This is a genomic window from Caproiciproducens sp. CPB-2 (assembly GCF_036287215.1).
Lineage (GTDB): Bacteria > Bacillota > Clostridia > Oscillospirales > Acutalibacteraceae > Caproiciproducens.
In genome coordinates, this window is record NZ_CP142860.1 from 2,912,838 (window position 1) to 2,926,869 (window position 14,032).

A 14,032-nucleotide genomic window follows, 5' to 3' on the forward strand; every position below is an offset into this window, starting at 1 on the left:
GAGGTGACGGCGATGGCGGAAATTCTGATAGATAAAGATAGATCTGATTTTTTGCAATATGCCTTTTTCGGCGGCGACAAGCCCTTTCCGGCCGTAAGCGACCGCGCATATCGTGACCTGTGCCGAACGCTTCGCTTTCATGGTGAGAGCGGCACAAAGTACCGCGACCATGTGGGCAGGGTTTTAGAAGCGGAAATCACAGCCATGCTTTCAAAACCTCCCGATACTCAGGCGGGATATGACACTTGGCATCATGCGCTCTGTGATGAGCTAATCGGGTATTACGGTTCTACTGGTTTCGAATTCAATCTTGGCCATGCGCAGAAATGGGTCAATATGACCATGAAATACATATACATTCACGGGGCGCTTGATATCACTCCTGTTTTCAGCTATCTCCATGTTCCGCTGGATTCCTATGTTTTTGGCGCTGTGGAGAATGATCTGGGGATAAAGCCACCCTGCAGCGCGTGGAGTAAGCTCACGAACTATGAGCAGTACATTCGGTATCAGAAGAGGATACGGGCGGCGGTGACAGCGCCTCCGCTGCGGTGGGAGTTCCAGAACTGGCTCTCTGAAGCAAAACGTCGGAATATGAGCCAAGAATAGAGGCTGGACATGAAGATTGAAATGGGAGAATCCCTGATATACTCGTGGCTGCGCCATGAAAAGCAATGCCAGTTGGCGCAGACCAACTGGAAAGCGTCACCCTATTGGGTGTTGGACAGCTGGGGCGAACTGCAGTCGCTTTATGAGAAATTTGCTCAGTACTATCAGGACAAGTATCAGCTTGATATTTTGAAGGGTTGTTCTCTGGAGCAATTTATTAAGCAGGCGGAAATTGATGCTATCGGCATCTCGTTTTCCCAATCCGCAGAGAGCATCTTCGCTGTTGATGTCGCATATCACGAAGCCGGTCTAAATTACGGTGACAAGATCAAGACGCTGACAAAGATCATCCAGAAGTGTGTGCGAACTGCATTGTGCTTATATGGCTTCTTCAGCATCGCAACTGGTGAGATCATTTTTGCCTCACCAAAAATAAACCCGGTAATCGAAAAAGAACTTTCGCCCATGTTTGTGGAGCTGACCGACCTGTTCTCGCAGCTCGGATTGGAGTTTACTGCGATTCTATATTGTAACGATACTTTTCTGACTGGGATCATGCAGCCCGTACTGAAAAAGGGTACGAGTATCGCGGACACATCAGAGCTGTTTTTGCGCAGCGTTCAGATGTACCAGATGTTCGCCGGGAAAGCAGCGCCCGCGCCGGCAAAGGCTTCAAAAGAGCAGATTGTCATCGCTCAATCGAAACCGCGCACAGGTTCGTATACCGATGAAGGAAAGGCAATCGAGCGCATACCCAAGTGGGCGCTTAGCCCGGAGCAAAACAATTACAAAATCATTCGGGCCTATTATCAGCTACTGAATGAACGGGGACTGGTCACCCGGCCGGAGCTGGAGGCCCGCTGTCATGATCAAAGCAAACACCCGGATGTATATGTACGGGACTTCCGTGGCAATTTCGCATCCATGAAAACTGACAAGGGCAAGAGCCACGGGAAAGTCTTTACGGATGACGGGTATAATGTGCGAGTTTGGAGCGCCGTATCGCAGACCTTGGAGCAGAACCGCAGCCTGTTCCTGGCGTAAGCGTATCAAGTGATGTTCGGAGGGAATAATGGAAAACATCGTATTTGAGCGTGACTATGAGGAAGAACATCGTCAGCAAGATGGAAATGACACCGCATCCGCGATATTTGAGATTGCCACTGATGGAGGGTTCATCGCGGCATACGCTGATGCAATGCAGGTCATTCCCAAGGTGGTTGTTCCCGCTGATAAAGAAAACTACGAATATTTGCTTCAACGGTCAGACGAGCTTGCGCAACGCTGGGGCGGCAAAGTCCGCGGAGTTGTAAACTACGAGAAATGGGAGGCCACAATAGATCTGCTTCTGCCGTTTGCCGAGTTTTGTGATCGTGACGATCTGAACCTTCTGAAAGAATTCGCCGACAAGTCCCATTCTATTACTTTTCAGACGAACGATGATGGGAGACTCCGGATACACATTTTCATCCTTTATTTTGAAGAGATTGCCGACAAGAACGAGATCTTTGAGTCAATTCTGCGCAACAGGCCAGACCTTACCGCTCTTTTGGAGCAGTACAGGGAAGAGAACCCATCCCTTTTTGAGAGCAATGATGAAGTCGATAATCTTAATGATTCCGAGCGGGTTGAGTTGATGACATGGTTTGTGGAAACATGGTCGGCAGCAACAGGTGAAAGCAAGGAGAGCGTCGCGTCTGCGGTCTTGTATGAGATGCGGCATGACTACAGGAATATGCTCCAAAAAATCCTTGACTTGAAGCACAAACTTGAAGGAGATACAGAATAACCGAACGGCCAGCCGATGCAGTATCGGTTGGCCGCTTGAATTAGGTTGCAGTATCTGTCATCTGCTATCATGGGGAGAAAGGCATTAAATGCCTAACCGTGTTTCTGATTACTGCGAAATAATAAGGATTTCAATAGCGTCTTAAATTGTGAAAATGAGTTCGTTTCGGGATGGGGGGTCGCCGCAGCATCTGCGTTGCCGCACTCGTTATCATCAGTTTCGCTCTGCGTGGCAGCAATCGAAATACCAATATCGACTGGGTCGATTTTTCCGTTTCCGTTCCAGTCTATCATGTTGCATCTCCTCAAATCTTCATGAAGGTCATTTGCTTGTTTAGGATTCCCTGTTGGACATTTACTGCTTTATATCCCGCTTGCACCCAGGATTGACACTGCGTATGTGAACCGCCGGGGTTCCACCACATAGTATAGGTTCCAGCGCTTTTGGGAAGCGCAAACCCAAGGACTTTCTCCAGCTCCGAGAATGAAAGCGTGACGGTGTCGCTTGATTGTGTGCAGAGGTAGCGGTAGAGAGGTTCATATTTTCCGAGCGACGATTGAGCTTTCTGAACTGGAGTGTGTGATCGTTCGGGCTCTGCTGTCACGGTTAGCCCGCAGAGTCTTTGAAGCAATGCGAATTCCGATTCCGTCAGGCCTTCCGCATCCAGTCCCTGCTTCAGCCATAGGCCGCTGGTGCAGATCTCTGTTTCGGGGCTGTATTTCCCCGGCCATTTTTCTCCGGGCCCGAAATCGCTCGTATGGTTCAGGGTTGAAATGATCGCTTCTTCTAACCGCAGACGCTGACCTTTATCCGGAACGGGGAACGCCGTAAAGGTCAGATGGCCGCGCATATAATCGCTGACGCGCTGCTCCGTGTCGGCGTTCTTTATGGGATCAATATATTTGTAGTTTTCCGGTTTCGAAGTGTCCAAAGTCCATACGGGCAGATATGGATCGTGATGCGCGTTCAGCACGGCCTTTCCAATGTTTTTGCGAAAAATGCTGCCATTGTGGTTTTCCCGCACAAAGTGGTCTGTCAGCCGCCGTATGAGCCTGTTTGGGGAAGTATGCGTACCGACGCGAACGATTCTGTCCATGCCGTGGTAGAGTTCGCCCGCTTCGTAGACAATATAGATACCATTGTCAAACGGGAGCAACTGGATTTGTTCCCATGTATATCGCGGCAACTTTTGAAACAGCGCATGGAGACGCACGCATAGAGAAACCTCACTGCTGCTGGTGACCCAATTTGTCTGCGCCCATTGGGAATCCGGTTGCCGGGCGGATTCCTTGGTATGTAGCTGCGATTTCAAAAAGGCCATCCGCTCACCCATACGCATTCCTGCCAACGGTAGACTACAATGCGGCAGATGGTTCTGGATATCCCGGCAATAATGACTGCCAGCGAGAAGGATAAAGTCGTCATATTCCATGCTACACTCATGTGCAAGCATCGTCAGAACCGCGTGCGCCCATTCGAGCTGCTGTTTGCGGGGCATATCATTCAGCGTTTGATCGTATGGCGCAATCACCTTGTTCTCCGACACGAGGCCATATTTTGCGGAAAGAATGAAAACCTTATCAGCGTTCTCCATGGCATATTGATACGATAGGGAAAAGAGCGCGCTTGCGGAGTAAAGCTCACGCGCCTCGCATGGGTACGGCTTCTTTTCCTTGCTGCAGGATATCAGCGCAATTGTCATTGTCTTTGGTCTCCAGTCACAAGTGATTTACATATGTCAAAAATAAGCTGTGGTAAGGCCGGGTAAACTTCTGATGGATCTCACTCACCTGATCCATGCAGTCCCTCATAAACGACACCGCCTGGCTCCCAGTCGCGCATTGTCAGTTCACGGGCGAATACCTTTGGCTCCTCATAGGGGAACCAGACATCGATGTAATCGCTCATCGCATCCTCATAGTCCTAAACCGCTCCTGCCACTCTGTCTTCATACAACCACTTCAAACGCCAAAAGCGCAGCCGAAACAAACGCCGCTTTGTCCCTCCATTCGGGGCGGCAGTTTATAACTACTTTTGCATCCCCATATGTGGCAGTTCCTTCTACATAAACCGCATTTTTGTTTACTCCACGGAGAACATTGCGATTGCCTGAGTCCTTCACATTCTCAAACAGGTCAGCAAATGGAAAAAACCAGTCGAAGCCGGTAATCATGAGAATGTGTGAAGGCCTGTATTTTTCCAACTCGTGCTTCAAAATCTCTTTGCAGGTGGCAAGCTGAATTTGTTGAATCTTTGGACTCGGATTCCCACTATTTTTAGGGGATACCTTGTAAAGATTTGACCATGCTATGCTTTCCATCCAAATATCATTACTCTGTACGTTCCCCGGTAACTGCAACCAGATTGCTTTTGCATAGTCCCAGTACGGCTTTTTGTCGATGCAATATCGTTTTGTCAAGTCTGATTTGTCCTGATCGTGGGTGCTGTACAGTGTTCCGCCTATCGACTCGACCCAATTCCAGCGCTTATGGTCGTCAAACTCCGCCTGAGCCGCTCCTCCAAACGCGGTTTCTGATGCCGTATTCAGTGTACCCCAACCGTTTGTCGAGCGACCAATCAGCATGAAGCGCCGTGTTCCTTTGTCATATAATTCACCGCACATGGATACAAAGTGAGCGCAGCTGTCAAACTCCGGGAATGTGTAAAAATCATTGTATAGTCGTCTGTATAACTCCTTCATGGATGCTCCTTCTTTCATTACAAGTCTACATTCCCCATAGAGTTCGTAATGAAATGCAAAATCACTCTTTTTTCGGACAATTACTTTTTGCGCCCGATGTAAATGAAGCCTGATTTACTTTTTGGTGGGATTGATTTTGCCTTTTGTAGCTATGGCCACCACGGTGCCGCCCACCATTACGGCAACGCTAAGCACAGCCTTCCCCGAGTTCTTTAGGACTTGAGCTCTTTTGCCAATACAGCTTTCACACAATTTGCTTCTATAACTATCCGGCAGCGGCTTGCCGCACTTTTTACACGTTTTCATGTTCCTCTCCTATCAAGGCTGCATCTGCCACACAGGGTATTCAAATATTGCTCATTGATCGCACTGATGTGCTTCCGCATGTGTTCAACTACGGCATCCGGCGCCGTGATAACTATATCTGGCCCAAATCCACTGATCCACCCGAAAAACTGCGGGCTGACAATAACATCAACCGATACGGTGAAGTGATCATCCCCATCGGGTACAATGGAAACGTCTTTCCCGAATCTGTCCAGAATTGCCCCCACCAGATGGTTTGCGACCTTCAACCTGACGGAACGCTGCTCACCGGAGAACATGCCGAATACTTTCTTGGCATAGGTACCCATATCCAGAGATTCAAAATGTTCTTTTCCGTCGCGTTCCTGGTCCGTTATCGAGATATCTGCCATCTTGTCCACGCGGTAGTGCTTAATGATTTCAGCATCTGAATCAAAGGCGACCATGTAATAGTTCTCGTCGTCCCAGGAGAGCGCATAGGGGCTTACTTCATAAAAATCCCCGCTTTTTCGGAATATGCGTTTTTTAGCAATGTCGTATTCGAAATAGTGAAATCGGATTTTTCTGTTATGAGCTATCCCGTTATGGATTTCATCCACGTTATAATAGATGGACTCGTTCATGCTCTTGATTCGATTTGTAACATAGACCTGACGGTTGAGCAGTTGGGCTTCATAGATGCTGGCCATTTCTTCGATCTTTTTAATCAGAGAGCCGGTTTTCTTGTATGTAATAAATTTTGAGGACTGAACGCTGTCAACAAGAAGCTTCAGCTCCGGCAGCTCAAAATATCGGCTTCCGACGCAATAATTGCCCGACTCCTGGATAATGTCCATACCATATGTCCGAAGCAGTTCAATATCGGTATAGATGCTTTTGCGTTCTGCCGTGATGTCGTTCTGGTCAAGGTAGGCAATAATTTGCTTCATCGTTACGGGATGCTGCTCGTCCGTATTCCGCAGCAGGTAATCACGCAGATAGAGCAGTTTTAACTTTTGACGCTCTGATCGAGCCATATGGAACGCCTCCCATAAATGCTAATTTTCAGGGTCGTTGTAGGGCGTGTCCTCCACGCCTGCGGTTTTCAGGCTGGTTACAAAGTGGTCAAGGTGGCGGCGAATAAGCCGTTTCAGCCAATTGAGGCCACCGAACCATTTGACCAAGGTGGGGCTGACTGCATAGTAGCAGTGGACGAAAGCGCGTCCGGGCGCTGTCCGCTTCAGCCTGTAGTCGCGGAGGCGGCGCAGCGTCCATACTTCCGGGCAGTCATAAGACCCATAGACGGCGGTTGCAATGTAGCAGCCGTTCTTTTTTGGGCCGCCGCCCCCGCCTTTTTTGACCTCGTTAAAAGTCTGCATGTATTGCACATATCCATCGATGCCTTTTCCAAAATATCCGTAATCATCCGACATGTGGATTGCCTTCCTTCATTCATTATGCTTTCGGTTATGTTGTTGTTATGTTGTAAGCATAATGAAAGTGGTGTCCAATACTCAGGACAACATCAGGATATCATAATTGAATTTGTATGACAACCAAAATTGTAAAAATCTGTGCCTTTTTCCCCGTTCCCCTAAACAGTCCTGATTATTGGACAGTATTTGCCGCATGATGTAGGTGTAATAAAAAGCATCTATGAAAGGAGTCCGCGTCATGGAAAACTACTTTGTCACGATCACCGGCATGAACCACTATCTCGGCATGAACCCGTATAAGATTAATCGCCTTGTTAAATTGGTCAAGGAGCCTGATAACCCGCACGACCCGGAAGCGATTCGTGTCGAGCTTCCGTTCATCGATACGATCGGCTATGTGGCCAACAGCGTGGGAACCGTTTTCGCCGGTACCTGCAGCGCCGGCAGGCTCTATGACAAACTTGAAGACTACGCATATGCGCAAGTGATGTTCATCACGCATTCCAGCGTGATTGCAATTGTTGTGCCGAAAGAGGAGGTTGAGAAAAAGGACGCACCGGATATCGACCCGAACACAATGCAGGCAGAGCCACGGAATATCGGTATGCTGAAAGCCAAAATCGGATTCTAAGATAGTCTGAAGTACCCAATGTGTGGTATGATTATCTGCGTATTAAAAACAAATAGAGGTAAAGTCATGTACATCAAAGATATGAGCATCGGTGATCAGTTCGAAGGATTTTTTTTGCTGCAGGATGCGTTTGCAAAAACAACAATGAGTGGGAAACCGTTCCTGAGCATGGTCTTGTCCGACTGTACGGGCACGATCGATGCGCAGATTTGGGATTATACCGGTCCAGTGACGCCGAAGGATACAGGGGCAGTGGTGAAAATCCGCGGGACTGTATCCGAGTTTAAGGGCACATTGCAGATAACGGTGGATCGTTTGTGCTTGGCCGACACTAACGACCAATACAGCGTTGGTGACCTGGTACCCACGGCGCCGATCGACGTCGAGGCAACCTGGCGAAAGTTGCTGGAAACCGTCGATACAATTGAGGATCGGGATTACAGATCAGTCTGTAAGGAGATGCTTGACAAATACGGTGAGAGAGTCAAAAGCATCCCCGCGGCCAAAAGCATTCACCACAGTTTTCTAAACGGGCTTTTGATGCACATGACGTATATGCTTAAGACTGCCGATTTTCTGGCCGGACTATACGAATCGGTAATCGACCGCAGTCTGCTGCTCGCCGGAACTCTGCTCCACGATTTCGCGAAATGCGAGGAGTTCACAACGTCGCAGCTTGGGCTTGTCACGGATTATTCCATGAAAGGGCAACTGCTGGGGCATCTCGTAATGGGTGCTTACGAAGTAGCCAATGTCGCTGCTGAGCTACATGTGCCGGAGGAAAAATCGGTGCTGCTCCAGCACCTCTTTTTGTCGCATCACGGGGAGCCAGAGTTCGGTGCCGCCGTTCAGCCGATGTGCGCCGAGGGGGAGCTGTTATCGTATATTGATATGATTGACAGCCACATGGAGATCTACCGCGAAACGCTGGAGGAAGTTCCTGCCGGGGAATTCAGCAGGAGAATCTTTGCGTTGGATCGTAGGATCTACCACCATAATTAGAGGGAAATCAATGATAATAATTGTATGTGTAGACGACAACATGGGGATGATGTTCAATCATCGCAGGCAGAGTCAGGATCGAGTTCTAAGAGAACATATCCTGGAGGCTACGAAGGACGGAAAGCTTTGGATGAACCATTATTCCGCAAAGCAGTTCTCGGAGAACGATGCACCGCAGATCAACGTGGATGACAACTTCATGTCTGAGGCTGGAGACGGCGAATACTGCTTGGTTGAGGATTGCGATGTCACCCCTTACCTGCGGTGGGCCGAAAAAATTATCCTGTACCGCTGGAACCGGCGGTATCCGGCGGATCAAACTTTCTCTGTTGATTTGGCCGAAGGCGGGTGGAAGCTCGTCCATACGGAGGACTTTGCCGGATCTTCTCACGATAAAATTACAGAGGAGATCTATACACGATGAAAAAGTCCATTCGCGCGTTGCTCCCGCTGTTTCTGGCGATCGGGCTGCTTCTGTCCGCCTGCTCCGCAGAAAGCTCCTTCTCCTTAGACTCAATTCCAGATTATTCCGGCAGCGCATATGTCAACGTCAATGACAATCAGCCGTATTTTTCCGATACCGATCTGACGACAACATCCTTTGAAACCTACAGCGAGCTTGACGGCCTTGGCCGCTGTGGAGTCGCCTATGCCAGCGTTTCCACGGACACGATGCCCACGAAGGAGCGCGGCTCGATCGGACAGATAAAGCCCACGGGCTGGCATACGGTCAAGTACGATTGCGTCGACGGCAAATATCTCTATAACAGGTGCCATTTAATCGGCTATCAGCTCACCGCGGAAAACGCGAATAAAAAGAATCTGATCACCGGCACACGCTATCTGAATGTCGATGGTATGCTGCCTTTTGAGAACATGGTGGCGGACTACATAAAGGAAACGGACAACCATGTACTTTATCGCGTGACGCCCATATTCGATGGTGATAACCTTGTGGCTTCCGGTGTATTGATGGAAGCGGAATCGGTTGAGGATAAGGGCGAGGGCATATGTTTTTGCGTCTTCTGCTACAACGTCCAGCCCGGCGTTAACATCGACTATGCCACCGGAGAAAGCACGCTGGCCGAAAGTAGCACCGCTGGAGAATCAAATTGAAATAACCGCTGACAAATTGTCAGCTGATCACCCATTTTACACGACTGCCGTCCTCATCCTTGCTGACGATCAGCTGATCCTCGATCTCCTGCTTCAACTCCGAAACATGAGAGATGATGCCAATCAACTTTGAGCCGGCTGCCATCCGTTGCAGCACCTTGACCGCCTGATCTCTGGAGTGATCGTCCAGCGCGCCGAAGCCCTCGTCAATGAACATCATATCGAGGTTGATGGAGGCAGAGCTCACCTGGATTTGATCCGCCATTCCAAGGGCAAGGGAGAGGGCCGCCATGAAGGATTCTCCGCCGGAGAGCGTCCGGACTTCTCGCTCTTTGCCGGTGACCGTGGAATACACCATCAGGTCGAGGCCTCTGTTTTTGCCTTCTCCGGCCTGATCATCTCCGATCATGCGCAGCTCATACTGCCCGGCTGACATATCCTGAAAGCGCTCGTTGGCCGCATAGAGGATTCTCTGCAAATGATAACGCTGCACAAAGGTCTCAAGGTCCATTCTGGCACCTGTCACTTTTCCGGCCAGACGGTTATAGAGGCTGTCAATTTTGGTGTATTCCTGCGTGATTCGGCCTCGCTCCTCCATCTTTGGAGCAAGCGCCAGATAAGCGCCGTGATTGACCCGATAGGATTCTTTCAGCTGCTCCAACGCAGCCCGAGTCACTTCCAATGCGTCTTCGGCTGCTTTTTGAGCAGCTTCCAAATTCTCCAGCTCCGGCTTCGCTGCATCCCCAATAGCAGCCTTGGCCGCAGCAAAAGCGCCCTCTGCAGTCGCTTTCTTCGTTCCGTGCGCCGTGATTGTTTCCTGCAGGGCGGCTGCCTCCGATTTTTCGTGTTGCTCCGTGACGGCCTTCCAGTTCGCTTCTGACAGAGCCTTTTCTGCAAGAATTTTTTGATAGGCTTCCATGCGCTTAGCGCGTTCTTCCTTCTGAGCTGGAAGCTCCTTATCATAGCGCTTGATCAGAGTTTCAGCGGTCTCCTTCGCCGTTTTCGCGGATTGCGCGGAAGCATGAGCGACGTCATAGGCGGCGTCCGCCGCTTCTTTTGTCGTGGTAGCTTGCGCAAGGGCGAGATTTGCATCTTTCTCGGCAGGGTACACCTTTTGCGCCTGAAGCCCGTTGAGCGTCTCCTGCGTGGCAGCAAACGTCACCTTTGCAGCGGATAACTGCTCCGTTGCCGTGTCAGCTGCCGCTTTCAGCGTCTTCTTTTTTTCGTTGGCTCCCTTCAGGGATTCCTGAACGCTGCTGAGCATCTCCGCATTTTTTTGAAGGGCAGCGCCCTCCGCCTCAAGTTCCGATTTCCGTTTAGAAAGCAGTGCTGCCGCTTGTTCTGGGGTCAGTTCTTCCGGTACGTCCGAAATGCTTTTTACCATACGAGCACGGAGCTTTGCCAGCGCGTCAGAGAGCGTGCCCTGCTTTTCAGCCAGCATATCCGCCGCAGAGCCGGAAGCGGTGGATGCTTCGGTCTGCTCCTGCTGGAGTTCCTCCACCTCTTTTGCCAGCGCGTCGATGATCTCACGGGTCAGATCCCGATGCTCCTCCGACAAGCGGCAGGGCTGCGGATGCTCTTTTGAGCCGCAGACAGGGCAGGGTTCACCTGGTTTCAGCTTTTCCTTTGCAAGGAATCCGGCCTGCGCATCCAGAAAAGTCATCTGCTTTTCCACGTATTCCGCGTTCTTCTCCGCAAAGCTCTGACGGGCCTGCTCATATTTTTTCTTCGTCTGCTCTGCCTTTTTGATCTGTGCTTTGACCGCAGATTGCAGTTCCTTTGCGGAGGCAATCTCTGCGTCAATGTTGTCCGCTTCGCTGTTTTTGACATTCCAAAGAGCCAGCAACTCCCCGGCGTTGGCAAGCTCTTCCGTCTGCCTGCGCCACTGCTGCTCCTGTGTTTCAAAGGCGGTCAGAGTGTCCTGCGCCGACTTTGCGGTTTCCTCCGCCTTCGAAAGAGCAGTCTGCTTAGATTTTAGATCGGTCTCTGCGGCGTGGAGCTTCGCAAAGACCTCCAGAGCCCTCTTTACCTGCTGGGAAATTTTTGTAAATGTTTCAGTCTCCTGAACCTGCGCCAGCTTCGCCGCTTTTTCGTCCGCTTCCGCCTTTGCATACGCTTCCACCAAGCGGGGCAGCGTTTCTCGTTGCTCGGACAGTTCTTTTTCTGTTTTGGCGGCGGCCTGATCCGCATCTGTAAATCTCTGGTACTCGGCTTTAATCTCGTAGCTGGCATTGATGGCGGCGATTAACCGGGTTGCCTCGTCCATTTCCTTTTCAGCCGCGGCACATTCTGACAGTTCCTTTTGCGCCTTCTCCATCTGCGCGAAGGAACCCAGCAGCGTCTTGGCATTGTTATATGCGTCCCGCTTTGTATCCCGAACCTTGCCGGCCTCATCAAACGCTGTCTTTGCAGCGCCTTTGCCCTTTTCCAGCAACGCGCAAAGGCTCTGCAAGTCGCACAAAAGGCTCTCCATTTCCGCCACATTCAGGTGCTCGGACGTGCAGATCTGCCGCTTTAATTCCGAAAGCTGCTCCGCGTGTTCAAAATTCTCCGGGACAACAATGTGTGCCACTTCCGTCTGGCAGACAGTGCGGATCTGCGCGATCTCGGCCATCTTATCCTTGCGACGTCTTCCGAGCTCGTCCACAACATTCTGAAACAGTCCCGTGTTGAAGAGCTTCCGAAAGATCTCCTTTTTCTTATTGGAATCCGCACGGAGCAATTCCATGAACTCACCCTGTGCAATCATAGCAATCTGCATAAACTGCTCTTTGGACAGGCCTACGATTTCCTCCAGCTTACCGTCTGTCTCCTTTTGATTCTGGGAATACTCCATGCCGTCGGGCATGGTCAGGGACACGGTTTCTTTTTCGTCCTTGAGGCCGTCTCCTTTTTTCAGTGTGCGGATGTGCCGTGGCACACGGCGAACTGTATAGAGCAGCGCAGTACCGCCGGTCAGCTCGGAAAAAGTTAGCTCCACAAAAGGTTCCGTGCCGTAATCCACGAATTGACTTTGCAGCTCGGCCCCGTCCTTTTTGTTGCTGTTGGAGCTGGCCTCTCCATAGAGTGCAAATACGATGGCGTCAAAAATGGTGGTTTTGCCTGCGCCGGTGTCGCCGGTGATCAAAAATAGGTTTTGATTGGGCTTTGTAAAGTCGATGCTCGTCTTTTTGCCATAGGAGCCAAAGGCCTGCATCGTCAATGTGATTGGTCTCATGCCTGCACCTCCTGCACGGTGTTGATCACATCCCGGAGAAGCGCCTGCTCGTTGGCGTCCAAATCTTTTAAGAAGGAATTACACAGCGCAAACGCATCCAACTCCTCGTCTGCGGAATATACCGCAGTATAGTCTGCTTTCCGAAGGCTTTCCCGCCGGATTTCCAGAAGATTTGGAAACGCATAGCGGATCTTGTCCTGCATATCAAAGATGTCAAAGTCCACCTTGTCGGTGAGGATCACGGTCACATAATCGCCGCAGCTTTGCATCAGCACTTCTTGTAAGGTGCCAGTGATGACCCGCACCTGCCGGAGGGGGATGAGTGGAAGAACGTCTGTTTTTACCTTACCCTTTTCCTCCAGATTCACCATTATAATGCCCTTTTGCTGCCCCGCTTCGCTGACCGAACATGCAAGCGGCGTACCGCAGTAGCGATAAAACTCGCTGCCGACCTTCATCGGCTTGTGGATATGCCCCAGTGCCGCATAGTCGAATCGTTCCAGAATATCCGCCTTTACCGCGTCGATATTGCCCACGGTGCGAACCTCAGAATCCATGCGTTCCACACTGTTGGGGTCCGTTGAGGCAGGAAGATAAAACTGATGGCTTACCAGAACATTCCGGGCATTGGAGTCAATCTGTTCGTGCTGGATCAGCTTATGGATCGCATCGTTGTAGGACAGGTTATTTCCGTTTTCATCGCTGCCGACGATGGGTCTGATCATGGACGGCTTGACAAAGGGAAGCAGGTAGAAGTTTACATCACCATATTCGTCCTGCAGTACCACTTTCTCGATCTGTTCCTCCGGCATCTGGGGCGGCATCCCGATCATATGGATCTTCTGACGCTGAAGGATATTTCGAAACACATTGACCCTCGGTGCACTGTCATGATTGCCGCTGATGAGCATGATCTCGGCATTCGGAACGGCCTGCACCAGGTGTGAGATAAACTGGTCGAAAACCTCTACTGCCTCGGCGGAAGGGATTGCTTTGTCATAAATGTCCCCAGCAACTACAATCGCGTCAGGCTGTTCTTTTACGGCAATTTCAATGACTTGTCCCAAAATGTAAGATTGATCCTCATATAAGTCGCGGTTAAAGAGCTTCAGACCTATATGCAGATCCGACAGATGAAGCAGTTTCATCCAGCACCATCCTTTTCCTCGTTGACAGCTCTGCTGTGGGGAAAGCTTTAATCTACTACCAAATAAACATAATGAGAGGTTCAAATGTGCTGTAGAAT

Annotated in this window: 15 protein-coding genes and 1 pseudogene; 7 read left to right on the forward strand and 9 right to left on the reverse strand. The window is 50.3% G+C overall.

All coding sequences use genetic code 11. From position 1 onward, the window contains the following. The first annotated feature begins 12 nt into the window (after positions 1–12). Genes VXK30_RS14455 through VXK30_RS14465 form a run of 3 tightly spaced genes read left to right on the forward strand, consistent with a single transcriptional unit; the run spans position 13 to position 2,398 of the window. Positions 13–609, forward strand: a complete 597-nt coding sequence (locus tag VXK30_RS14455) for a hypothetical protein (RefSeq protein WP_275713610.1) — start codon at positions 13–15, stop codon at positions 607–609. A gap of 9 nt (positions 610–618) precedes the next feature. After that, entirely contained in the window at positions 619–1,653 is a 1,035-nt protein-coding gene (locus VXK30_RS14460) for a hypothetical protein (RefSeq protein ID WP_275713609.1), read from the forward strand. A 28-nt stretch (positions 1,654–1,681) separates the two neighbouring features. Continuing rightward, the gene (locus VXK30_RS14465) at positions 1,682–2,398 is read left to right on the forward strand and encodes a hypothetical protein (RefSeq protein WP_275713608.1); all 717 of its coding nucleotides are present in this window, start codon (positions 1,682–1,684) and stop codon (positions 2,396–2,398) included. Positions 2,399–2,490: 92 nt separating this feature from the next. On the opposite strand, the gene VXK30_RS14470 is transcribed toward VXK30_RS14465, so the two are convergent. The 7 genes from VXK30_RS14470 to VXK30_RS14500 form a co-directional block, all read right to left on the reverse strand. Continuing rightward, positions 2,491–2,691 (reverse strand): hypothetical protein, encoded by a 201-nt coding sequence (locus VXK30_RS14470; protein WP_275713607.1) that lies wholly within the window; start codon positions 2,689–2,691, stop codon positions 2,491–2,493. Positions 2,692–2,702: 11 nt separating this feature from the next. Continuing rightward, the gene (locus tag VXK30_RS14475) at positions 2,703–4,100 is read right to left on the reverse strand and encodes a DUF6884 domain-containing protein (protein WP_275713606.1); all 1,398 of its coding nucleotides are present in this window, start codon (positions 4,098–4,100) and stop codon (positions 2,703–2,705) included. Positions 4,101–4,180: 80 nt separating this feature from the next. After that, positions 4,181–4,306, reverse strand: a complete 126-nt coding sequence (locus tag VXK30_RS14480) for a hypothetical protein (protein WP_275713605.1) — start codon at positions 4,304–4,306, stop codon at positions 4,181–4,183. 40 nt (positions 4,307–4,346) lie between these two features. Then, positions 4,347–5,099: a hypothetical protein gene (locus tag VXK30_RS14485; RefSeq protein WP_275713604.1), complete on the reverse strand. Its 753-nt coding sequence runs from the start codon at positions 5,097–5,099 to the stop codon at positions 4,347–4,349. A 114-nt stretch (positions 5,100–5,213) separates the two neighbouring features. Beyond that, a complete protein-coding gene (locus VXK30_RS14490) occupies positions 5,214–5,405 on the reverse strand; it encodes a hypothetical protein (protein ID WP_040660330.1) in 192 nt (63 codons plus the stop codon). Further along, a complete protein-coding gene (locus VXK30_RS14495) occupies positions 5,402–6,421 on the reverse strand; it encodes a helix-turn-helix transcriptional regulator (RefSeq protein WP_275713603.1) in 1,020 nt (339 codons plus the stop codon). Before VXK30_RS14495 ends, VXK30_RS14490 begins: the two co-directional genes overlap by 4 nt. A 21-nt stretch (positions 6,422–6,442) precedes the next feature. Continuing rightward, complete coding sequence (locus VXK30_RS14500) at positions 6,443–6,817, reverse strand: CFI-box-CTERM domain-containing protein (protein WP_275713602.1); 375 nt, start codon at positions 6,815–6,817, stop codon at positions 6,443–6,445. 241 nt (positions 6,818–7,058) lie between these two features. Here VXK30_RS14500 and VXK30_RS14505 point away from each other — a divergent pair, with 241 nt between their 5' ends. The 4 genes and pseudogenes from VXK30_RS14505 to VXK30_RS14520 all read left to right on the forward strand — a co-directional run. After that, positions 7,059–7,451, forward strand: a complete 393-nt coding sequence (locus VXK30_RS14505; RefSeq protein ID WP_275713601.1) for an HIRAN domain-containing protein — start codon at positions 7,059–7,061, stop codon at positions 7,449–7,451. A 66-nt stretch (positions 7,452–7,517) separates the two neighbouring features. Continuing rightward, entirely contained in the window at positions 7,518–8,453 is a 936-nt protein-coding gene (locus VXK30_RS14510) for a 3'-5' exoribonuclease YhaM family protein (RefSeq protein WP_329493624.1), read from the forward strand. 10 nt (positions 8,454–8,463) lie between these two features. Further along, positions 8,464–8,877, forward strand: a complete 414-nt coding sequence (locus VXK30_RS14515; RefSeq protein WP_275713599.1) for a ribonuclease Z — start codon at positions 8,464–8,466, stop codon at positions 8,875–8,877. Continuing rightward, positions 8,874–9,539, forward strand: a pseudogene (locus tag VXK30_RS14520) (DNA/RNA non-specific endonuclease); the annotation flags it as partial. The gene VXK30_RS14515 and the pseudogene VXK30_RS14520, both read left to right, overlap by 4 nt. A 49-nt stretch (positions 9,540–9,588) precedes the next feature. Here VXK30_RS14520 and VXK30_RS14525 read toward each other — a convergent pair. After that, positions 9,589–12,786, reverse strand: a complete 3,198-nt coding sequence (locus VXK30_RS14525) for an AAA family ATPase (RefSeq protein WP_275713598.1) — start codon at positions 12,784–12,786, stop codon at positions 9,589–9,591. Then, complete coding sequence (locus VXK30_RS14530) at positions 12,783–13,934, reverse strand: exonuclease SbcCD subunit D (RefSeq protein ID WP_275713597.1); 1,152 nt, start codon at positions 13,932–13,934, stop codon at positions 12,783–12,785. The genes VXK30_RS14525 and VXK30_RS14530 overlap by 4 nt, the downstream gene beginning before the upstream one ends. Between the last annotated feature and the right edge of the window lie 98 nt (positions 13,935–14,032).